This is a genomic window from Shewanella litoralis (assembly GCF_009828585.1).
Classification (GTDB): Bacteria; Pseudomonadota; Gammaproteobacteria; order Enterobacterales; family Shewanellaceae; genus Shewanella; species Shewanella litoralis.
Window position 1 is genome coordinate 72,437 of the sequence record NZ_WSRZ01000007.1, and the last position, 22,076, is coordinate 94,512.

The 22,076-nt window shown below is 43.0% G+C and carries 16 protein-coding genes and 3 tRNA genes; 7 read left to right on the plus strand and 12 right to left on the minus strand.

What is annotated here, in order from left to right; translation table 11 throughout:
- The first annotated feature begins 1 nt into the window (after position 1).
- From GQA99_RS07825 to fabV, 3 genes are all read left to right on the plus strand, one after another.
- Positions 2 to 1,009 carry an oligopeptide/dipeptide ABC transporter ATP-binding protein gene (locus tag GQA99_RS07825; protein WP_160053342.1) on the plus strand — a complete coding sequence of 336 codons (1,008 nt, stop codon included), beginning with the start codon at positions 2 to 4 and terminating at the stop codon, positions 1,007 to 1,009.
- Positions 990 to 1,775, plus strand: a complete 786-nt coding sequence (locus tag GQA99_RS07830) for a peptide ABC transporter ATP-binding protein (protein WP_160053343.1) — start codon at positions 990 to 992, stop codon at positions 1,773 to 1,775. The genes GQA99_RS07825 and GQA99_RS07830 overlap by 20 nt, the downstream gene beginning before the upstream one ends.
- Positions 1,776 to 1,880: 105 nt before the next feature.
- Entirely contained in the window at positions 1,881 to 3,083 is a 1,203-nt protein-coding gene (gene fabV / locus GQA99_RS07835; RefSeq protein ID WP_160053344.1) for an enoyl-ACP reductase FabV, read from the plus strand.
- A gap of 574 nt (positions 3,084 to 3,657) precedes the next feature.
- Here fabV and GQA99_RS07840 read toward each other — a convergent pair.
- Positions 3,658 to 5,427 carry a flavocytochrome c gene (locus GQA99_RS07840; RefSeq protein WP_160053345.1) on the minus strand — a complete coding sequence of 590 codons (1,770 nt, stop codon included), beginning with the start codon at positions 5,425 to 5,427 and terminating at the stop codon, positions 3,658 to 3,660.
- 275 nt (positions 5,428 to 5,702) lie between these two features.
- Here GQA99_RS07840 and GQA99_RS07845 point away from each other — a divergent pair, with 275 nt between their 5' ends.
- The 3 genes from GQA99_RS07845 to GQA99_RS07855 all read left to right on the plus strand — a co-directional run bounded on the left by GQA99_RS07845 (position 5,703) and on the right by GQA99_RS07855 (position 9,069).
- On the plus strand, positions 5,703 to 6,752 hold the full coding sequence (locus GQA99_RS07845; protein ID WP_308426345.1) for a porin: 1,050 nt from the start codon (positions 5,703 to 5,705) through the stop codon (positions 6,750 to 6,752).
- A 188-nt stretch (positions 6,753 to 6,940) separates the two neighbouring features.
- A complete protein-coding gene (locus tag GQA99_RS07850; protein ID WP_160053347.1) occupies positions 6,941 to 7,828 on the plus strand; it encodes a LysR family transcriptional regulator in 888 nt (295 codons plus the stop codon).
- Complete coding sequence (locus GQA99_RS07855) at positions 7,825 to 9,069, plus strand: DUF819 family protein (RefSeq protein WP_160053348.1); 1,245 nt, start codon at positions 7,825 to 7,827, stop codon at positions 9,067 to 9,069. The genes GQA99_RS07850 and GQA99_RS07855 overlap by 4 nt, the downstream gene beginning before the upstream one ends.
- A gap of 66 nt (positions 9,070 to 9,135) precedes the next feature.
- Here the strand turns inward: GQA99_RS07855 and GQA99_RS07860 are convergent, their stop codons facing one another.
- The 10 genes from GQA99_RS07860 to GQA99_RS07905 all read right to left on the minus strand — a co-directional run bounded on the left by GQA99_RS07860 (position 9,136) and on the right by GQA99_RS07905 (position 19,419).
- Entirely contained in the window at positions 9,136 to 10,041 is a 906-nt protein-coding gene (locus GQA99_RS07860; protein ID WP_160053349.1) for an AraC family transcriptional regulator, read from the minus strand.
- Positions 10,042 to 10,167: 126 nt separating this feature from the next.
- Entirely contained in the window at positions 10,168 to 12,045 is a 1,878-nt protein-coding gene (locus GQA99_RS07865; protein WP_160053350.1) for a SurA N-terminal domain-containing protein, read from the minus strand.
- A gap of 220 nt (positions 12,046 to 12,265) precedes the next feature.
- Positions 12,266 to 12,538 carry a nucleoid-associated protein HU-beta gene (hupB, locus tag GQA99_RS07870; protein ID WP_160053351.1) on the minus strand — a complete coding sequence of 91 codons (273 nt, stop codon included), beginning with the start codon at positions 12,536 to 12,538 and terminating at the stop codon, positions 12,266 to 12,268.
- A gap of 263 nt (positions 12,539 to 12,801) precedes the next feature.
- On the minus strand, positions 12,802 to 15,153 hold the full coding sequence (gene lon / locus GQA99_RS07875) for an endopeptidase La (protein ID WP_160053352.1): 2,352 nt from the start codon (positions 15,151 to 15,153) through the stop codon (positions 12,802 to 12,804).
- A gap of 131 nt (positions 15,154 to 15,284) precedes the next feature.
- Positions 15,285 to 16,565, minus strand: a complete 1,281-nt coding sequence (gene clpX, locus GQA99_RS07880) for an ATP-dependent protease ATP-binding subunit ClpX (protein WP_160053353.1) — start codon at positions 16,563 to 16,565, stop codon at positions 15,285 to 15,287.
- A 133-nt stretch (positions 16,566 to 16,698) separates the two neighbouring features.
- Positions 16,699 to 17,310 carry an ATP-dependent Clp endopeptidase proteolytic subunit ClpP gene (gene clpP / locus GQA99_RS07885; protein ID WP_160053354.1) on the minus strand — a complete coding sequence of 204 codons (612 nt, stop codon included), beginning with the start codon at positions 17,308 to 17,310 and terminating at the stop codon, positions 16,699 to 16,701.
- A 90-nt stretch (positions 17,311 to 17,400) separates the two neighbouring features.
- Positions 17,401 to 18,705: a trigger factor gene (tig, locus tag GQA99_RS07890; protein WP_160053355.1), complete on the minus strand. Its 1,305-nt coding sequence runs from the start codon at positions 18,703 to 18,705 to the stop codon at positions 17,401 to 17,403.
- A 382-nt stretch (positions 18,706 to 19,087) separates the two neighbouring features.
- Positions 19,088 to 19,163 (minus strand) — tRNA-His (locus tag GQA99_RS07895).
- An 8-nt stretch (positions 19,164 to 19,171) separates the two neighbouring features.
- Positions 19,172 to 19,248: transfer RNA gene (locus GQA99_RS07900), tRNA-Arg, on the minus strand.
- Between the two features lie 94 nt (positions 19,249 to 19,342).
- Positions 19,343 to 19,419: transfer RNA gene (locus GQA99_RS07905), tRNA-Pro, on the minus strand.
- Positions 19,420 to 19,702: 283 nt separating this feature from the next.
- Here GQA99_RS07905 and folD point away from each other — a divergent pair.
- Positions 19,703 to 20,557 carry a bifunctional methylenetetrahydrofolate dehydrogenase/methenyltetrahydrofolate cyclohydrolase FolD gene (folD, locus tag GQA99_RS07910; RefSeq protein ID WP_160053356.1) on the plus strand — a complete coding sequence of 285 codons (855 nt, stop codon included), beginning with the start codon at positions 19,703 to 19,705 and terminating at the stop codon, positions 20,555 to 20,557.
- An 89-nt stretch (positions 20,558 to 20,646) separates the two neighbouring features.
- On the opposite strand, the gene cysS is transcribed toward folD, so the two are convergent.
- Positions 20,647 to 22,026: a cysteine--tRNA ligase gene (gene cysS / locus GQA99_RS07915; RefSeq protein ID WP_160053357.1), complete on the minus strand. Its 1,380-nt coding sequence runs from the start codon at positions 22,024 to 22,026 to the stop codon at positions 20,647 to 20,649.
- Positions 22,027 to 22,076 lie beyond the last annotated feature (50 nt).

Here is a 22,076-nt window from a genome sequence, read left to right on the forward strand (position 1 = left end):
TATGCCATTACTCGACGTGCGTAACCTCACCATCGAACTTGATACCGCGCAAGGCCGCGTTAAAGTGCTTGAAAAGGTCAGCTTGACCATCAATCCAGGTGAAATCCATGGTTTAGTGGGTGAATCAGGTTCTGGCCGCAGCCTACTGGCAAAAGCAATTTTAGGTGTACTTGGACCTAATTGGCACATTGTTGCCGACCGTATGATGTGGGACGGTAAAAATCTGCTAGAAATGAGCGCCAAAGAACGCCGTAATTTAATGGGCTGCGACATCGCAATGATTTTCCAGGACCCTTCTGGCAGTTTAGACCCAGTTAAAACCATTGGTAGCCAAATTATCGAAGCCATGATGCCCAATAAAAATGTGCCTTTTTGGCGTCGTAGTCGCGACACTTATTTAAATGCCCAAAAATGGTTACATAAAGTGGGCATTAAAAAACCCAAACAGCTGATGAAATGTTATCCCTGGGAGTTGTCGGAGGGCGAATGCCAAAAAGTCATGATTGCAATGGCGGTGGCTAATCACCCTAAGCTGTTGATTGCTGACGAGCCAACTAACTCGATGGAGCTCAATACTCAGGCGCAAATATTTAGATTATTATCACAACTTAACCAACTGCAAAATGTATCGATATTATTGGTGAGCCACGAGCTTGAAATTATGGTGAATTGGTGTGATAACCTGACCATTTTATACAGTGGACAGGTAATGGAATCTGGGCCAGCTGCGGCAATGGCTGAGTTACCGTACCACCCTTACACGCGAGCACTGTTAAAAAACTTACCCGATCATACCCAAAAAATGCGTCATAAAACTGACTTACCGACACTCCAGGGTTCATCACCGTCGATGCAGCACTTGCCAGCAGGATGTCGACTCGGTCCTCGCTGCCCTGAAGCACAGCGTAAATGCGTAAAACAGCCTAACCTTGAACATAATAAAGGTCGCTATTTTGCCTGCCATTTCCCTTATCAAAGTGAACAAGAAGATGACGACGCCATTGCTTAAAGTGAACGACTTGTGCAAACAATACGTCACAGGTTACAAACGTTTTAAACCACAATACTACCAAGCTTTAGCGCCGGTATCGTTTGAACTCGAACGCGGTGAAACCATGGCGATTGTTGGCTCAGTTGGCTCAGGTAAAAGCACCTTAGCGCGTATTTTAGTGGGCGCTGAACGACGCAGCGGTGGTGAAATATTTTTTGAAGGTGAAGCATTAGAAACCCGCAACCAAAAGCAACGTTGCCGGTTAATTCGAATGATTTTCCAGGATCCCACCACCTCCCTCAATCCCCGTTTATCGATAGGCAATTTACTTAAAGAGCCTTTACGCTTTAATACCACACTCAATTCTGATGAGCGTAAAGCCTTGGTATTTGAAACCCTGCGTAAAGTAGGATTATTGCCAGAACATGCCGATTTTTACCCGCATATGATTTCTGAAGGCCAAAAACAGCGTGTTGCCGTTGCACGAGCATTAATGCTTAATCCCAAAATTATTATTGCCGATGAAGCCTTAACTGCGTTGGATTTATCTGTACGTTCGCAAATTATCAACTTGTTGTTAAAATTACAAAAAGAGATGGGTTTGTCGTATATTTTTGTGTCGCACAACCTTAACATTGTTCGCCACGTTAGCGACAAAGTCATGGTATTACAAAATGGCATTATGGTCGAAAAAACCACCACAGAAGCACTATTTAACTCGCCTCAACATGAATACACACAACGGCTAATTCAAGAGCAAAGTCAATTTATGCAACGACGCTAAACTGCTCCAACCACTGCACATTTACAGGCTTTTTAGCAAAAATCAGTGCCATTTACGCGTCGAACTAATTATCCTAGAGCCAATGTTAAAGGAAGAAACCAAAATATGATTATTAAACCTAAGATCCGTGGCTTTATTTGTACAACAACTCACCCAGTTGGGTGTGAAGCCAATGTAAAAGAGCAAATTGAACTCACTAAAGCCAAAGGCAAAATTGCTCACGGCCCTAAAAAAGTCCTTGTTGTGGGCTCTTCTAGTGGTTATGGCTTGTCATCACGTATTGCCTCTGCATTTGGCAGTGACGCTGCAACAATTGGTGTATTTTTTGAAAAACCAAGCTCTGATACCAAACCGGGTACTGCTGGCTGGTACAACACCGCAACGTTTGACAAGTTTGCTAAAGCTGAAGGCTTATACTCTAAAAGCATAAACTGTGATGCCTTTAGTCATGAAGCTAAGCAACAAGTGATTGAGCTGATTAAGCAAGATTTAGGTCAAATCGACATGGTGGTGTATTCATTAGCATCACCGGTTCGCAAACTGCCAGACACTGGCGAAGTGATCCGCTCATCACTCAAGCCAATTGGTCAAACCTACTCGGCTACAGCAGTAGACACCAATAAAAATACCATTATTGAAACCTCAGTAGAACCTGCAACCGAGCAAGAAATTGCCGATACCGTAACAGTAATGGGCGGCCAGGACTGGGAATTATGGATGAGTGCGCTTAGCGATGCAGGCGTATTAGCTGACGGCTGCAAAACTGTGGCTTACAGTTACATTGGAACTGAGTTAACCTGGCCAATCTACTGGCATGGTGCACTTGGCCAAGCCAAAATGGATTTAGACCGCGCAGCACATGCGTTAAATAACCAATTAGCTGCAAAAGGTGGTTCTGCCAACGTCGCGGTACTAAAAAGCGTCGTAACCCAAGCCAGCTCAGCCATTCCTGTCATGCCACTGTACATTGCCATGGTATTTAAAAAGATGCGTCAAGAAGGCCTTCACGAAGGTTGCATGGAGCAAATTTACCGTTTGTTTACCGAACGTTTATACCGTGAAGATGGTCAAGCACCAGTCGTAGACAGCGAGAACCGTCTGCGTTTAGACGATTGGGAATTACGTGAAGATATTCAGCAACATTGCCGCGATTTATGGCCACAAGTGACCACTGAAAACTTGAGCGAATTGACCGATTACAATGAATACAAAGAAGAGTTTTTAAAACTGTTCGGTTTTGGTATCGATGGTATCGATTACGAAGCTGATGTTGATCCTAACGTGACATTTGAGGTAATAGAACTGTAACGTTCAATTAGCATCTCGTTAGTTCAAACCATTTAACAAAAAGCCGCAATGCACTGCATAGCGGCTTTTTGTATTTGAAATAGTGACGAAACTCACTGTCGCTAATCCTTCTTAATATATTTGCTTGCCGTCAAATCCTAACAATGAAAGTAAACCTGCACAGCAAAGGTTATACCAATTCCATTAATTATGTGACCAATCAGAGTCACTCAGATTGCTCAGTTTGAGGCGCATTGTTGTAATAATGGTTATTCCCTTCTAAGACGATGCAACAAAGAAATGAACGGTCTGAGTGCCTCCTGCAAGGCGGGTTTCTGTGCCTTCTATGCTGCTTAATAGCATTTTGACGTACGACTGCATGGATGCAGGAGGTAGAGCAGCGCAGGAGCAGTTGCCGAGAGCAACTATGCCTTCAATTCTATTACTTGCCTAGAAGACACAGAACTCCCGCTGAATGACCAGATAATTAATGGAATTGGTATTACATTCACGGTCTAGAAATTAATTAGCCATAAAAAAGGGTTAAGCCAGATGGCTTAACCCAAAGTAACGCAAGGGGTAAGATGAAGTGAATCTATTTGTTGTCTAGCGCATATTTAGCCGCATTTTCTCCGGCAATTCGGCCAAAGACCACGGTGTCTGCTATGGCGTTACCACCTAAGCGGTTATAACCGTGTAAACCCCCAGTCACTTCGCCAGCAGCAAACAGACCAACAATAGGCTTACTTTGAAGGTCAAGAACCGATGCCGTTGTATTGACCGCGACACCACCCATTGTGTGGTGAATACCAGGCGCAACTTTAACAGCATAGTAAGGGCTTTGTGTCATATTAAGTGGCATATCACCACGACCAAACGCAGTGTCTTTACCTGTAGCAACATACCCATTGTAGTCACTGACGGTTTTAGCTAAATCGGCCGCTTTCATTCCGGTTTTTTCAGCTAACTTTTCAATGGTATCACCTTTGTAAAGCATGTTTAGGTGATCATAACCACGGACCATTTTGGCTTTTGCATATAGTTGATTATCAAAAATAAGCCAAGCGAATTGATCTGGTTGTTTTAAGATGGCATCTGACGCTTTGTCACGCGTGGTTAACTCACTAATAAAGCGATTACCATCTTTGTTAACCATAACAGCACCAACACCGCGTACAGTTTCTGAAATCAGAATACGGCTGTCTTTACCGACGGTTGGATGCGCTTGAACCCAATCGATATCGGTCATACTGGCACCAATTTCTTTTGCCAGTAACACACCATCGCCTGTTGCAGTAATGTTGTTAGAGCTGGTCATGTCTTTCATTGTTGGGCGGTAATAAGCAATCATTTCTTTATTCATGCCATAACCACCTGTGGCTAATACCACTGATTTAGCGCCAATCATGTAATAACCAGAATGCTTACCGTGGACAACCGCACCAACAACAGTGTTGTCATCATTAACCACTAACTTAACAACGCGTGAATTTAAACGAGTATCAATGCCTTGAGCTTTGGTTGCTGCACGTAAGGTATCAATAATTTCTGGACCAGAGCTTTTACCGCCGTGTGGACGGTGAGTACGATCAACTCGAGCACCACCAGAACGTTTTAGATCGTCTAGGTTAGCACCTAAAGACTCTAACCATTCCACGCCGTCAGCAGATTTTTCGGCAAGAATGGTCACCAATTTTTTATCATTATGTTGACGACCGCCTTTCATCGCATCTTCGATAAACCATTCAACGCTGTCATCTACACCATGGTCTTTTTGCTGTTTAGTACCAACAGCATTAATACCACCCGCTGAAATCATAGAGTTACCACCACTGAATGGGGCTTTCTCTACCAAAATAACATCTGCGCCTGCTTTTTTAGCCGTAAGTGATGCGTTAAAACCTGCACTACCGGCACCCACAACAAGTACGCCTGTTGATTCACGTGGACCTGCTGCGATGGCTTTTTGAATTTTGTCTTGATCCCAACCGGTATCCCAGGGCTGTTTCTTTTTAGCGTCAGAAAAAGGCATGTCTTTTTGATCAAATGAGTGACACTCGTTACAGTAAAACTTCGGTGCTTCATGGCCTTTGTGGCAACTTGTACAGTTAATGTCACCTAAATGCGAAGCATGAGGATCAAATTGTAGTTTGTCGTTAGCTAATTCAGCGTAATCACCATGGCATGACTTACACTGAGCATTTTCATGAGTTTCGCTGTCACTGACTTTAATAGGCTTAGTATGACAAGACTGACAACTGTCCATATCAGCGTGAAATGTCGCTAAGTCGGTAGACTTCGCCACTGCAGTACCAGAAGATAGCATCATCACTGCCATCGCTGAGACTAAGTATTTTAGTTTCATTGTTCATTCCTTTTCTTATTGGGTATTAACTTGCTTTGTTGACGGCAAGGTTACCCATAAAGGAATAGTAAAACTTAGACGCGTATCAAATTTGTCTTTTGGTTAAGTTTTTATGAAACACTGTTCAGACTTTCTTAAAATGCCCTGAAATCTAACATGCTGTGACTCACATTCATGTTCACCCTCACGTTAATCTTTAGCATTAGTCCATGCTTTCAACTCAACCTGAAAGCCAACTCATTCCAAAAACAATGAACTAATGAGAAGAGATGACTATGAACACAAATAAAAGCTTAATTTCTATGGCATTACTATCTGCACTATCGTTAATGTCTGCTACCGCAATAGCCGATTCACCTACCGCTTATGGCCGTTTAGATATATCGATGACGAATTCAGATCAGGGTTTTACCACCCAAAATAGAAAAGAAGGCACGGTTTTAGAAAACAACCTTAGCCGTGTAGGTGTGAAAGGCAGTGAGAAAATCAATGATGATTTACAGTTAGTTTATCAAATGGAAGTTCAGGTAAATAGCGCAACTAACGAAGGTGATGAAGAAGTCTTCAGTGCCAGAAGTACCTACTTAGGTGTAATTTCTGATGCGGGGACGGTGTTAATTGGTCGTAACGACACAGTGATGAAATCATCTAAAGGTGATGTCGAAGCATTTGATTTAACCAACGCTGCTTATAACCGCATGATTGCCGGTCAAGACAGAAAAGCAGATGGTATTACTTATTACTCTCCAACTATTGCAGGTTTATTTACTGTCAATGGCACCTACCTAATGGATGATAATTTTGAAGGCAGTGACGAAACTCAGTATGCCCTAAGTGTTGTCGCTGGCGATAAAAAGCTTAAAAACACCGTTTATTACGTTGCTGGAGCCTACAACACTATCGGCGGCGTGGATGCCTATCGCGGTGTTGGTCAAGTAAAAATGGGCCAATTTAAAGTCGGTGGCCTATATCAACACACCGAAAGCCAAAGTTACGATCAAAAAGAAGGTGATTCATACTTTTTCACGGTCACTTACGATTTAAACGGGGTTGATTTAAAAGTTGAATACGGTCGAGACCAAGCCGGTTTTGGTAAGTTCATCAAATATAACTCAGCAGTTGCATCGAGTGCCGATTTCAACCAAGCAACCGATGTTGAAGTCACCTCATTAATATTTGGCGCGAGATATCAATTATCAAAATCGACCATGCTGCAAGCACACTATGCTATGTATGATGGTGAGTACCAAATCGCGAATTCAGGCACGGTCATCGATCTTGTAGACGATAACATTGCAAGTATTGGAGTACGATATAACTTCTAACACGCACCTAGAATACAAGTATTAAGGCATTTAATAAGCCAAGTTAACCTCCCGTAGCACTGACTTGGCTTGTTGTTATTGTTGAGAACTTTGCACTTGTTAACAGTTCTAACATTTTACGCCACACGTTACCTTGCCACTGGTTCAGACACGGTATACTCAATTCATTAACCACTATCGATATACTTATGCGGATCACCTTAAAGCAATTGTCTATTTTTAAAGCCATCCATAACTGTGGCCAAATATCTAAAGCGGCTAAAGAGCTGCATTTGTCAGTGCCTGCTGTAAGCATGGCCTTACGCGATTTAGAAGATTCATTAGGCAGCCGTTTATTTGAGCGCAGCAGTACGGGACTCACCATTAATGATAATGGCGCGGTAATACTACCTTATGCTAACGAAATGCTCTCAAAAGGCATGGAGTTAGAGCATGTATTTGCTCAAGGTAATAATATTAGAGGCAGTATTAAAGTCGGTTGCAGTAAAACAACGGGCAATTATGTGTTGTCGCGTAAAATCCCATTATTTAAAATGCAGCACCCCTCTGTCGATATAAAATTAGTCATCAATAACAGTCTTTGTATTGAACAAATGGTGGCTGAAAAAGAATTGGATTTGGGTTTTGTAGACGCAAAACCTGGGCTAAAAAACCTATCTCAAGAACCTTGGCTTAAAGACAGACTCTGCATTGTTACTGGATGCAATAATCCTCTTGTGACAGAAGCCATTACCAGCGAAATATTATCCCAACAACTCTGGGTAATGGACGAGACCATTTCAGTTTCTCGCTTAAGAAATACTCAACTGCTTAAAAGTGCCAACATTACTATTACTCAAGAGTTATCGATGAACACGATGGGGGCAATTAAACGTGCCATAGGCACCGGTTTTGGAGTCAGTGTACTGCCACTTTTAGCGGTTGAGGAAGAGATTATTCGTGGCGAGCTAGTCGAGCTTGCATTAAACCATTGGGATTATTCACGTCATTACTGGGCTATTTATCGTAATGATGAACCGCTAACACGTCTTACACGCGAATTTTTAGACTTTAGCGTCCCCACTCCAGCTCAATGATAAATCAAGATCCTGTCATTCTGGGTTTACTGGCTGCGACATTGGGGCTGATTTTTTATACCAGTGAACATCCACATCGATATTGGCGTAAATTCTATCGCTGGGTGCCGGTGATGGTTGTGTGTTATGTGATGCCTTCATTATTTAACACCTTTGGGCTGGTTGACACCTCTGCAAGCCAATTGAGCAGTATTGCCTCGCGCTATATTATGCCGGCTTGCCTCACCCTACTCATCATTAGCGTCGATATTAAGTCTATGCTCATGCTTGGCCCTAAGATTATTGTACTTTTTTTAGTGGGTAGTCTCGGTATTGTTCTCGGTGGCCCTTTATCGCTCTATATTTTCTCGCTGTTGTCACCGGACTTAATTAGTTGGCAAGGTAGCACGGCTGCCTGGCGAGGCATGGCGACTCTTGCGGCTAATTGGGTCGGCGGCACGGCAAATCAACTGGCGATGAAAGAGGTTTATGCTGTTGATGACAATATGTTTGCCATCATGATCTCTGTGAACGTGGTGTTTTCAGCGCTTTGGATGTCATTTTTACTCTTTTGTGCCAATCACGCGAAAGTAATAGATAACACCTTAAACGCCGACAATAATGGCATCAATAAACTGGTTGAAAGCATTAATTTGCGCGACCAATCCCAGTCTACAACTAAATTGTCATTACCTACATTGTCCAGCTATATGGTTATTTTTGCGGTGGGATTTGGGGTCACAGGCTTGGCACATCTGGGGGCAGATCTATTAGTGCCGTTTTTTAGTCTACACTACCCTCAATCGGAAAAACTCAGCTTCACGTCGCACTTTTTTTGGATTGTTATCATTGTCACCAGCGTCAGTATTGCGCTGTCTTACACTAAAGTTCGTCGTCTAGAGCGCCAGGGCGCATCGAAAATATCAACCGTGTTACTGTACTTATTAATCGCCACCATGGGATTAAAAATGGACTTAACCATGATCAATGACTTTCCTATCTATTTTGCAATTGGCTTTGTCTGGCTGAGTTTTCATGCATTACTGATTTTGATTGCAGGACTCATCATGAAAGCACCCTTAGCGTATATGGCCATTAGCAGCCAATGTTGTATTGGCGGTGCAGCATCATCGCCAATAGTGGCTATGGCATTTAATCGCCACTTAGCTCCCGTTGCGGTTATGTTCTCGGTATTTGGTTATGCCTGGGCCAATTATATGGTGTGGATTTGCGCCGAGTTAATGCGCATGATCAATCAATAAAGAGTGGTTCACTAAAATAGCCGCCCATCATCAACGACGGCTCATTGAAGACTAAAAACGCGAAAGCTATTGCAAAGGTAAATAGATATCGACCGATTGATGCAGCTCGAAGCCCTGCTCAGCGACTTGGCCAACATTGTGCCGCTCAAACATTAATGGGCTATTGCGCACTAAATATTGATGTTGGTTTAACCAAATACGGTAAAGGTAATCAACTCCAGCATGCAACACTGCATTGATATCACTATTTTGCTTATCGGTTGTTACCGATAATTTTGCATAACGACCTGCAACAATAATGTAGGTTTCAATACCCTCTTGTATTAAGCCCGTAGAAGCTAACCTGGATTGCGTTGCTTCATCAAGTGATACACCAATATCCATATGATATGGCTGTGCTTGTGGCAGACTGTGTACCAGATTAAAGGTTCGACCAACGCCAGATCCTACTGCGTACTGTTGACGCCATCGAATAAAACGCTCGATCGTCTTAGGCATTGCCTTGGCAGGGCCATTGTGCGTAACGCTAGCCAGCGTTAAGGTATCCATTGACACTATCTCAACATCAGCAGTGAGCATTCCATCTTCAGGTGACTGAAACGATTTAAGCGGTTGTTGTTTGGAAAAGAAATTGTTCCAATCCGGCGCTTGCCTGAATGACTGTGGGCTTTGACCAATACTATGGGTGAACGAGTCAACAAAATCAGCTTCATTGTTATAACCTAAATTTGTCGCGATAGCCTCAAGTGAAATTTGTTCACCAAACCCCAATTGATGGGCCGCCTGCAAACTTTTAAGTAACTCGACGTATTCCTCAATCGACAAACGGTAGAGCGAGTAAAACAAGTGCTGAAAATGACACGCTGGCAGTTCAGCAATCGTTGCCAGGGTATCAATATTCAGTGGCGCTGCAATATTAGAGTCGATATAGGCGAGTGCTTTTTCAAATGCTTGATCGAGTTTATGGCTCACTTGTTTTCCTTAATGGCCTAAAATAAAAAGACCTAGACAGTATGCCTAGGTCTTTTTTACTTCACTAATTTAACTGACTAAATCGAATTGACGCTAAGATGATTAACGCAATTTATTGTCATTTAATTATTCAGCTACTGGATACTCAATTTCAGCATCAGCTTTTAGTGTAGCAATCACTGCACGGTAATCGGCTTCGCTATACTGTGGCGCTAAACGTTGCTTAAGGGTGTTAATTAAGTTGTCATTAATCCCTTGAGCTTCATTCACTTTATCAACCACAATAACCGCATAACCCGTTGCTAACGCAGCAGTATCAATCGTGACACTGTTTGCTGCTGGAGCGGCAATCTTAAAGGCTTTATCGGTAATCGCTTGATCGATATCTTGATTAAAACGGCCTAAGTTAGGCAATGCGGTTAATGTTGCACCGTCTAGCGTGTCGTTACCTGCTTTTAACTGAGCCATAAATTCGGCTGCTTTTTCACGAGCGGTTTCATTGGCTTTATCTTGCTTTAAGCGGTCGCTAATTCCAGATTTAACATCTGCAAATGGCATAGTGCCTGCCATAGTGTGTTGTTTCATACGAATAACAATCACATGGTTCGGCGCTAATTCAATCACATCACTGTTCATGCCGCTGGCTAATACCTGGTCAGAGAAAGCCGCTTTAATAAACTCAGGATTGTTAAATTGTGCTGGGACATTGTCACGCGAAAATAACGCAGTAGTTTGCACTTTACCGCCAACAGCTTGCGCAGTTTCACTTAACGTGTCAGGAATTTCATAGCTCGTATCAGCAAGCTTGCTTTGTAAGCCATAAAACACATCAAGTGCTTTCTTTTCTTGCAGCTGTGCAACAATCTTGGCTTTTATATCAGCAAATGCTGTGGCTTGGCTTGCTTGCAGGTCAAGTAACTTAATGATGTGGTAACCAAACTCACTCTTAACCACTGGCGATATCTGGTCTTGTTGTAGCGCAAATAATGCTTCATCAAATGCAGGATCCATCACGCCTTGTTCAAACCAATCTAATTGACCGCCTTGCTCTGCACTTAATTGATCGTCTGAGTCGGTTTTAGCAACTTCTGCAAAATCTTCACCATTATTAAGCTTAGCTGCAATCGCCTCAGCTTTGGCTTTATCGGCACTTTCATCGTCAGTAGCAGCAACAAATATGTGCGCAGCTAAGCGTTTTTCAGGCGTTTGGTATTGCGATTGATGCTCGTCGTAATATGCTTTGACTTCTTCATCGGTCGTTGCGCTGTTTTTAGCCATATCAGCGGCGTTAAGCTCAACATATTCTAGACTGACTTGCTCTGGGCTCATAAACTGAGCGAGGTTAGCATCGTAATAGCTTTGAGCTTCTTCGTCAGACACGGTAGCCGTTGATAAGAAAGGCGTAGAATCAACCACTAAATAACGAATATCACGAGTTTGACCTTGAACTTGGGCAAGCTGTTTAGCTTCACCATCAAGCACAAACTCACTGCCCACTAATGCGTTTAATAATTGACGACGTGTCATATCAACGCGCATCATGTTTCTAAAACTGGTGGTTTGATAGCCCAGTTGACGTAATACCGCTAAGTAACGGTCATTATCAAATTTACCATCTGTTTGGAATGCAGGCTCTTCGATGATGGCTTTCTTGATTTGCTCATCAGACACACGTAAACCTAATTTACTAGCAGCCTGATCAATCAACTTATCTGCTACTAAACGGTCTAGCACGCCTTGCTTAATGCCATTCATGTAGTTGTCATCAGCGGCTAATGCATTAAACATTTCGCCTAGCTGTTGCTCAATACGTGAGCGCTCATTTTGGAAAGCATTTTCCAACTCGCTAGCGCTAACTTCTTCACCATTAACGATCGCGGCAGGTACACCTGTGTTAGAGCCTAAATAGCTGCTGACACCGGCAAAAGCAAAAGAAAGTATCACAAGCACTAGAATTGTTTTAGCAACAACCCCTTGTGATCCTTCACGGATTTTTTCTAACATCTGAATTCTCGCTTGTTGCGATTAATAAAATAAAAAGGCGCATCACCTTGTGGATGCGCCTTAATGTAAATTATATGGAGTTATCAGACGCTACCACGGGTATGACCCAATACTCCCAATATTCATTATGTTATACATAACAATATTGCTTTTCGTAAAAAGCACCGCCTAAGCAGTGCTTGTATTACGAATGCCTTACAAAGGCTACGTTGCTAACGATTTAGTTAACAGCGTCTTTTAGCGCTTTGCCAGCTTTGAACGCAGGAATGTTCGCAGCAGCAATTTTAATTTCTTTACCCGTTTGTGGGTTACGGCCAGTACGTTCAGCACGTTGACGTACTTCAAATGTACCAAAACCAACTAGAGAAATCTTATCGCCTTCTTTAAGACCTTCAGTTACCGCAGCGATAAATGAGTCTAGTGCGCGGCCAGCAGCAGCTTTAGAAATATCAGCACCAGATGCGATTTTCTCGATTAGTTCAGATTTGTTCATGTCATCCCCTTGAATGTTATTGTCGCGCCGCAACCAAATCCGTGTTTAGAGCGGTCTGCGGAGGCTTTATTGTAATAAGTTTGATAACACATCAAACCTAGTATGAAAACCAAAAAAATAAAATTGGATACAGCTCAAAGTCAGATGCCCCAAGGGCTTGGTGCGTCTGACTCTCCACAGACCTAGGCTACCACAGGTCAGCGTTTTGTTAAGCCCCTTTTTTCATTTTTTTTATGCTCTACAGCAATTTTTTAACTGATAAGCTATTTTTTAACCACTTCAAAGCCTTCTACTGGTCGCTCAAGCGCCAGTTTCAAGACTTCATCAACCCAACGCACAGGATGAATAGTTAAATCAGCAATCACATTTGCTGGAATTTCTTCCAGATCTCGCTCATTTTCTTTAGGAATCAACACGTGTTTGATCCCACCGCGATGTGCTGCCAGTAACTTTTCTTTTAATCCACCAATCGGTAGCACTTCACCACGCAAGGTTATTTCACCTGTCATGGCCACATCACTGCGCACTGGATTGCCGGTTAAGCTAGAAACTAACGCAGTACACATTGCCGCGCCCGCTGAAGGACCATCTTTTGGTGTCGCGCCTTCAGGTACGTGCACATGAATATCACGTTTTTCATAAAAGTCGCCGTTAATACCAAGGTTTTCAGCGCGAGCACGCACAACCGTCATCGCCGCTTGAATCGACTCTTTCATGACATCGCCAAGCGAACCGGTATAGGTTAGCTTACCTTTACCAGCAACAGAGGTGGCTTCGATTGTTAATAAATCACCGCCAACTTGAGTCCAGGCAAGACCAGTTACCTGGCCAATTTGGTTGCTTGATTCCGCTTTACCAAAGTCAAAACGTTGCACGCCTAAGAAAGACTTAAGGTTATCTTGATTAACTTCAACCACTTTAACGGTTTTGTCTAACAAAATTTGCTTAACGACTTTACGGCATATTTTAGACAATTCGCGCTCTAAAGAACGCACACCGGCTTCACGGGTGTAATAGCGAATAATCCCTAATATGGCGCTGTCATCAACCTTAATTTCTTTGGCTTTCAGGCCATTACGCTCAACTTGTTTTGGCAATAAATGTTGCTTAGCAATATTGAGCTTTTCATCTTCGGTATAACCCGCTAAACGAATAACTTCCATACGGTCAAGTAACGGACCTGGAATATCCATTGAGTTAGACGTTGCCACGAACATCACATCAGACAAGTCATAGTCGACTTCTAAGTAATGGTCGTTAAAGGTCGCATTTTGCTCAGGATCAAGTACTTCTAATAATGCCGACGATGGATCGCCACGCATGTCAGAACTCATCTTGTCGATTTCATCAAGTAAGAATAATGGGTTTTTAACGCCCACTTTAGCCATTTTTTGAATGACTTTACCTGGCATAGAACCAATATAAGTTCGGCGATGACCGCGAATTTCTGCTTCATCGCGAACGCCGCCTAATGCTACGCGCACATATTTACGACCTGTCGCTTTCGCAATGGATTGGCCTAGTGAGGTTTTACCGACACCTGGAGGACCAACTAAGCACAAAATTGGACCTTTAAGTTGTTTCACTCGGCTTTGTACCGCTAGATACTCAAGAATACGCTCTTTGACTTTTTCAAGACCATGATGGTCCATGTCGAGCACTTCTTGTGCTTTGGCTAAGTCACGCTTAATTTTAGAGCGTTGCTTCCAAGGCACTGACGTCATCCAATCAACATAGCTGCGAACCACGGTCGCTTCTGCTGACATCGGTGACATCATTTTCAATTTATTGAGTTCAGCACTGGCTTTTTCTTTGGCATCACTTGGCATGCCAGCTTCTTCAATTTTACGCGCCAATACTTCAAATTCGTCGTGGCTTTCGTCAATGTCGCCTAATTCTTTTTGAATGGCTTTCATTTGCTCATTCAAATAGTATTCGCGCTGACTTTTTTCCATCTGCTTTTTAACGCGGGTACGGATACGTTTTTCAACTTGCAATAAGTCGATTTCCGATTCCATCATCGCCATTAAATATTCAAGACGTTCGCCAACGTTGATCATTTCTAATACCGATTGCTTGTCTTCAAGCTTTAACGGCATGTGCGCGGCCATGGTATCGGCCAAACGCGCGGCTTCATCAATACCCGATAATGAAGTAAGAACCTCAGGTGGGATTTTCTTATTGAGCTTGATGTAGCCTTCAAACTGACCGATAGCACTGCGAACCAGCACTTCTTCTTCCTTGTCGCTTAATGCTTGCGATTCAAGGTATTGGGCTGTGGCGGCAAAGAATTCTTCTTCTTGGGTGTAGCGAGTAATTTTAGCGCGCTGACCACCTTCTACTAACACCTTTACGGTGCCGTCAGGCAATTTAAGCAACTGTAAAATAGAGGCCACGGTACCGATATCAAAAATATCGTCTTTTGTGGGCTCATCTAAATCAGCATCTCGCTGAGCAACCAGTAAAATTTGTTTGTCTTGTTCCATTGCCGATTCTAGGCAACGAATAGATTTTTCCCGTCCTACGAATAGCGGAATTACCATATGCGGATAAACCACCACATCTCGCAGTGGTAATACGGGGAGTTCGATATGCGCTTCACGCTCTTGGGTCATGGCTCGATTCCGTTTAATGAAATAGACTTAATACTGAGTATATTGGGGTGATGTTGTCAGTTTCAATGGTCAATACGAAAAAAGGAGCCCAATGGACTCCTTATTTTTCAATTTACTGACTATCAGGGTAATTATTGTTCGCCAGAAGCGGCCTGAGTCTCGGTGTTTTCGTAAATTAAGATTGGTGCTGACTCGCCTTTTACCACAGACTCATCAATAACCGCTTTAATCACGCCATCAGTAGATGGAATGTCGTACATAGTGTCTAGCAAGATGCCTTCAACAATTGAACGTAATCCACGCGCACCGGTTTTACGAGACATGGCTTTATTGGCAATGGCGAGTAATGCATCTTCGCGAAATTCAAGTTCCACGTTTTCCATTTCAAATAACGCACCATATTGCTTGGTCAATGCATTTTTAGGCTCAGATAAAATCTGTACTAGTGCAGCTTCATCTAACTCAGTTAGCGTAGCGACAACCGGTAAACGACCAATAAATTCAGGTATTAAACCAAATTTAATTAAATCGCCTGGTTCAACTTGGCCTAAAATCTGTGAAATAGTCGCTTTGTCGGCTTCGCCTTTCACTTCTGCACCAAAACCAATGCCAGTACCTGTGTGTGCTCGTTGCTCAATGACTTTTTCAAGTCCTGCGAATGCACCACCACAAATAAACAGAATCTTTGAGGTATCTACCTGCAAAAACTCTTGTTGTGGGTGTTTACGACCGCCTTGTGGCGGAACAGAAGCAACAGTACCTTCAATGAGCTTAAGCAATGCTTGCTGAACACCTTCGCCCGATACGTCACGGGTGATTGAAGGGTTGTCAGACTTACGGCTAATTTTGTCAATTTCATCGATATAAACAATGCCACGCTCAGCTTTTTCAACATCGTAGTCGCATTTTTGCAGTAGCTTTTGAATGATGTTTTCAACATCCTCCCCCACATAACCGGCTTCGGTTAGCGTGGTGGCATCAGCCATTGCAAAAGGAACATTGAGTGAACGGGCTAGCGTTTCTGCTAATAAGGTTTTACCGCTACCGGTTGGACCAATAAGTAAAATATTACTTTTACCTAGCTCAACACCACCTTTAACGGAACCATTACGTAACCGCTTGTAGTGGTTATAAACCGCAACCGCCAACACTTTTTTTGCTTTGTCTTGACCGATGACATAATCATCAAGATGCTCGCGTAACTCATGTGGTGTCGGTAACTTGTCTTCATCGCGCTTTGGAGAAATCTCTTTGATTTCTTCACGGATGATGTCGTTGCATAAATCAACACATTCATCGCACACGTATACCGATGGGCCAGCAATGAGCTTTCTCACTTCATGCTGACTTTTTCCGCAAAAAGAGCAGTACAGCAGTTTGCCGCTGTCACCGTTATTTTTGTTATCGCCCATTATTCTACCTCTGGTTGCAGCCTAGACCTTACATCTGAGCTCTGCTTGTTCGATATGCTTACTGGCTGTGCATCTGGATTATTCATTCACTAGAATGAAGAATAACCCAGTCACAATAAAAAATCAGCCTGTATTAACTACGAGTTGTTAATACCGAATCCACTAGACCATATTCAACCGCTTGTGGAGCACTCATAAAATTGTCACGATCGGTATCACGCTCTATCACTTCAAGCGGTTGGCCTGTGTGATCGGCTAGCATTTGGTTTAACTTATTCTTAATACCCAGGATTTCCTGTGCGTGGATAGCAATATCTGACGCCTGGCCTTGGAAACCGCCTAATGGCTGATGGATCATTACGCGTGAGTTAGGTAAACAATGACGTTTACCTTTAGTACCACCGGCAAGTAAAAATGCACCCATGCTTGCAGCCTGGCCCATGCACACTGTACTGACGTTTGGCTTAATAAACTGCATGGTGTCATAAATTGCCATGCCCGCAGTAACTGAACCACCTGGTGAATTGATATAGAGGTAAATATCTTTATCTGGGCTTTCTGACTCAAGGAACAATAACTGAGCAACAATGAGGTTAGCCATATGTTCTTCAACCTGGCCAACTAAAAAAATAACACGCTCTTTTAATAGACGAGAGTAAATATCGTAAGAGCGTTCACCTTTTGCTGTTTGTTCAACAACCATAGGTACAAGCGCATTGAGTACTGATTCTGGTGCTTTATGCATTATTCATTTCCCTAAAATAAAAATGGCCCGCATGAGGAACCTCATACGAGCCATTATAAATGGCGAACGCCTTGTTAAGTCAAGCTTAGCTTACGCTCTGCCTGTAGCCTTGTTCATAAATTCTTCAAAAGCGACGTCTTTAGTCGTTACTTTAGCTGATTTTAGTAGGGCTTCAACAGCTTGTTCTTCAAGCGCTACGTTGCGCATGTTTTGCATGAGTTCTTTGTTTGAGTTGTAGTAAGCTACAACTTCAGATGGATCTTCATACGCAGAAGCCATAGATTCGATCAATGCATTAACGCGATCGTCTTCAGCTTTAAGCTCGTTTGTTTTGATGACTTCGCCTAATAGCAAACCAATCTTCACACGACGCTCAGCTTGCTCAGTGAATAATTCAGCTGGAAGCTCAGGCATATTTTCAGTTTGACCACCAAAACGTTGCATAGCTTGCTGACGTAATACGTTAACCTCGCCATCAACTAATGCTTTAGGGATAACGATGTCGTTAGCCGCTAATAAACCTGTAATCACTTGCTCTTTAACGTTAGCTTTAAGCGCTTGCTCTAGCTCGCGAGTCATGTTTTTACGGATTTCAGCCTTAAGCGCTTCTAAGCCGCCATCTGCAATGCCAAATAATGACGCAAATTCGTCATTCACTTCTGGCAAGCTTGCGCCTTGAACTTCAGTTAAGGTAATTGCGAATTTAGCCGCTTTACCTTTTAAGTTTTCAGCATGGTAGTCTTCTGGGAAAGAGACTTCGATTTCGAATTCGTCACCGGCTTTATGGCCAACAACGCCTGTTTCAAAACCTGGGATCATACGGTTTGAACCAATTTGTAGTTCGAAATCGTCAGCTTTGCCGCCTTCAAATTCTTCACCATCGATAGACCCTACAAAGTTCATTTTAACTTTGTCGCCATCAGCAGCATCACGCTCAACAGCAGCATAGGTAGCATGTTGCTTACGTAGCGTTTCAATCATGGTGTCAACGTCTGCATCGTTTACTTCAGCTTTAGGCTGTTCAACGGCAATTGTATCTAAACCTGTTAATGCAACTTCTGGATAGATTTCGAATGTAGCAACAAACTGGAAAGTGTCACCGTCAGTGGTACCAGGAGTAAATACTGGTGCACCTGCTGGATTTAATTTTTCAGCTACGATTGCTTCGATAAAGTTGCGTTGCATCACTTCACCAGTGATGTCTTGGCGAATGGCTTTACCATAGCGCTTGTTGATTTCAGTTACAGGTACTTTACCAGGACGGAAACCAGGAAGACGTGCACGCTTTGCTTCGCGAAGTACATTGTCTTTAACCAATTTCTCGATTTGCTCAGCAGGTACAGAAATAGTTAGGCGACGCTCTAGGCCTTGAGTTGTTTCAACAGAAACTTGCATTGTTTTACCTCGAAATATGTCTAACGTTCTTTGTAATAGTCGACAACTCAACTATTCGATATTCGTTTCTTGACCGTGTGTTTAGCTAAGGCCACCAGCACAGCGATATTATGATGCTGAAAACGCTGTTGGTTCAGGTAGCTTATTTTTGATATTTATCAAGACGCGACATTATAGCCACCGTTTTTAGCATAGTCGAGCCTGAAAAGGTCGATTTAGCCGATAAAAGGACTGACTTTTAGCCATTTTTGATGTGTTTGCACGTTTAATGTGCGAATTGATTTTATTGTGTTGCCAGCGATTGGTTTGACTGAAGGCTTTGATTAGGTATCAACTAACACGGTGAGTTATTAAACACGAGTTTGAGTTAATCAAATAAAAATGGGGTGACTGATGGGGCTCGAACCCACGACAACCGGAATCACAATCCGGGACTCTACCAACTGAGCTACAATCACCACTGAAATGGTACGCCCGGCAGGGCTCGAACCTGCGACCACCCGCTTAGAAGGCGGGTGCTCTATCCAACTGAGCTACGGGCGCATGGTACAGCAATTTGCTGTTTCCTGTCTGGCTAAACAAGCTTAACACTTGTTTGATTATTTGTTTAGTTAACACATAAACAAATAACTGAATTTGGTCGGTGATAGAGGATTCGAACCTCTGACCCTCTCGTCCCAAACGAGATGCGCTACCGGGCTGCGCTAATCACCGAATTAATCTATTCTCAACATAAAGCAGCAATGAGCTACAACCACGTTGTCTCGAGAACGGAGCGCATCTTAACGAGTCACTATGTTATCGTCAACGATTTTTTTAAGCTAATTGTCTATATGTTGAATTTAACAGCAAAAGAAGTGATTAGCATCATAGCGCGAATAGTTTATTCACTGTATTTCCCTGTCTAGCAAATGACACTCTTTTAATCGCCTGATAGAATACCCACCGATTTATTCATCTGCCTCAAGCCGCGCCATTCAAAGGAAACACTACAGCCATGACTGCTCAACTTATTGACGGTAAAGCCATTGCACAATCCATTCGCAACACGCTTAAACAAAAAGTCGCTGCGCGCAAAGACGCGGGCCAAAGAGTGCCCGGACTGGCTGTTATTTTAGTGGGTAGCGACGCAGCATCGCAGGTGTATGTAGGCAGTAAACGCCGAGCCTGTGAAGAAGTCGGTTTTGAATCGCAATCATTTGATCTTGACACAAGCACTTCTGAAGCCGAGTTATTAGCGTTAATTGATCAATGCAACAACAACCCTCACATTGACGGTATTTTAGTGCAACTGCCCCTGCCCGACCATATTGACGACTCTAAAGTGATTGAACGAATTCGACCTGACAAAGACGTTGATGGCTTTCATCCTTACAACGTGGGCCGTTTAGCCCAGCGTATACCTGTGCTGCGCTCGTGCACCCCCATGGGCATTATGACGTTAATCAAATCGACAGGTATCGATACTTATGGATTAGATGCAACTGTTGTTGGCGCTTCGAATATTGTTGGCCGCCCGATGACGTTAGAGCTTTTGTTAGCAGGTTGCACCACGACCACCTGTCATCGTTTTACTAAAAACTTAGAGCAAAAAGTTCGCCAGGCGGATTTATTAGTGGTTGCCGTGGGTAAGCCAGGTTTTATTCCTGGCGATTGGATTAAGCCGGGGGCAATTGTGATTGATGTCGGTATCAATCGTCTAGACGATGGCTCGCTAGTCGGTGATGTGGAATTTGAAGTTGCGGTTGAAAAAGCGGCCTTCATTACGCCGGTACCTGGCGGTGTTGGCCCAATGACCATTGCCAGCCTTTTAGAAAATACACTTTATGCTTGCGAGCAATATCACAGCTAACTGAGCGTGTGAATACACCGACATTAGCGGCGGTGGGATATTAAAAAGCCTGCAATTTTTGCAGGCTTTTTGTTTAATACAATATCTAACTATTTTTTACGCCATGTTGTGCCACTTGGGCCATCTTCTAACACAACACCAAGCTCGTTCAAGCGATCACGTGCAACGTCAGCTGCTGGCCAATCTTTTTCAGTACGGGCACGGTTACGTTCAACAATTAAAGCTTCAATTTCAGCCACTTCATCATCAGTCCCCTCACCTTTAAAAAATGCTTCTGGCGTTTGGCTAATCAAACCTAGTACATCGGTTAATTGCTTAAGACTTACGCCTAAGGCTGATGCAGCTGCCATATCAGTCAATTTAAGACGGTTGATTTCTCTAACCATATCAAATAGCACTGAGTATGCTTCTGGTGTATTAAAATCATCATCCATCGCGTGCTTAAACTTAGCCACATATTGCTCTGCATTTGCTGGGGCAACGGTTAAATCTAAATCTTTAAGCGCCGTATATAATCGCTCTAGTGCCGCACGAGCTTGTTTTAAATTATCTTCTGAATAATTTAGCTGACTACGGTAGTGGCCTGATAATAAAAAGTAACGCACGGTTTCAGGATCATAATGCTCAAGCACATCACGAATAGTGAAGAAGTTACCTAATGACTTAGACATCTTTTCACGGTCAACCATCACCATGCCTGAGTGCATCCAATAGTTGACGTATGGCGTATCGTGGGCACAGCAAGACTGCGCAATTTCGTTTTCATGGTGCGGGAATTGTAAATCGCTGCCACCACCATGAATATCAAAATGCACACCCAAATGTTTACTGTTCATTGCAGAACATTCGATGTGCCAACCAGGACGTCCAGGTCCCCACGGCGATTCCCATGTTGGTTCACCCGGCTTAGACATTTTCCACAATACAAAATCCATTGGGTTTTGCTTGCTTTGGTCTACTTCAACTCGAGCGCCAGCTTGCAACTGGTCAAGATTCTGGCCCGATAAACGGCCATAGTCTTTGTAAGATGCCACGCTAAACAACACATCACCATCAGGCGCAACGTAAGCATGACCACGGTCGAGAAGTAATTGCACCATGTCGATAATTTCTGGCATGTGCAAGGTTGCACGAGGCTCAAAATCTGGGCGTAACATGTTTAATGCATCAAAGTCGCGGTGCATTTCTACCGTTAAACGCTCTGTTAATGCATCACAGGATTCATTATTTTCAGCGGCACGCTTAATGATTTTGTCGTCAACATCGGTAATATTTCGCTGAAAATTAACCTCATAACCAATGTAACGTAAATAACGGACTATCATGTCAAACGATACAAAAGTACGCCCGTGACCAATATGACACAAATCATAAATTGTCACGCCACAGACGTACATGCCAATTTTGCCAGGGTTTATTGGTTTAAATTCTTGTTTTTCACGACTGATACTATTGTAAATTTTCAACATCAAAAGTTCTCTTTTACACTAATTTATTATGGTAAATGCTAGCCGTGAGT

Excerpts from the sequence above, each read along its gene's own strand:
- GQA99_RS07825 (WP_160053342.1), top strand. The coding sequence starts at position 2 with ATGCCATTACTCGACGTGCGTAACCTCACCATCGAACTTGATACCGCG.
- GQA99_RS07830 (WP_160053343.1), top strand. The coding sequence starts at position 990 with ATGACGACGCCATTGCTTAAAGTGAACGACTTGTGCAAACAATACGTC.
- fabV (WP_160053344.1), top strand. The coding sequence starts at position 1,881 with ATGATTATTAAACCTAAGATCCGTGGCTTTATTTGTACAACAACTCAC.
- GQA99_RS07840 (WP_160053345.1), bottom strand. The coding sequence starts at position 5,427 with ATGAAACTAAAATACTTAGTCTCAGCGATGGCAGTGATGATGCTATCT.
- GQA99_RS07845 (WP_308426345.1), top strand. The coding sequence starts at position 5,703 with ATGAACACAAATAAAAGCTTAATTTCTATGGCATTACTATCTGCACTA.
- GQA99_RS07850 (WP_160053347.1), top strand. The coding sequence starts at position 6,941 with ATGCGGATCACCTTAAAGCAATTGTCTATTTTTAAAGCCATCCATAAC.
- GQA99_RS07855 (WP_160053348.1), top strand. The coding sequence starts at position 7,825 with ATGATAAATCAAGATCCTGTCATTCTGGGTTTACTGGCTGCGACATTG.
- GQA99_RS07865 (WP_160053350.1), bottom strand. The coding sequence starts at position 12,045 with ATGTTAGAAAAAATCCGTGAAGGATCACAAGGGGTTGTTGCTAAAACA.
- hupB (WP_160053351.1), bottom strand. The coding sequence starts at position 12,538 with ATGAACAAATCTGAACTAATCGAGAAAATCGCATCTGGTGCTGATATT.
- lon (WP_160053352.1), bottom strand. The coding sequence starts at position 15,153 with ATGACCCAAGAGCGTGAAGCGCATATCGAACTCCCCGTATTACCACTG.
- clpX (WP_160053353.1), bottom strand. The coding sequence starts at position 16,565 with ATGGGCGATAACAAAAATAACGGTGACAGCGGCAAACTGCTGTACTGC.
- clpP (WP_160053354.1), bottom strand. The coding sequence starts at position 17,310 with ATGCATAAAGCACCAGAATCAGTACTCAATGCGCTTGTACCTATGGTT.
- tig (WP_160053355.1), bottom strand. The coding sequence starts at position 18,705 with ATGCAAGTTTCTGTTGAAACAACTCAAGGCCTAGAGCGTCGCCTAACT.
- folD (WP_160053356.1), top strand. The coding sequence starts at position 19,703 with ATGACTGCTCAACTTATTGACGGTAAAGCCATTGCACAATCCATTCGC.
- cysS (WP_160053357.1), bottom strand. The coding sequence starts at position 22,026 with ATGTTGAAAATTTACAATAGTATCAGTCGTGAAAAACAAGAATTTAAA.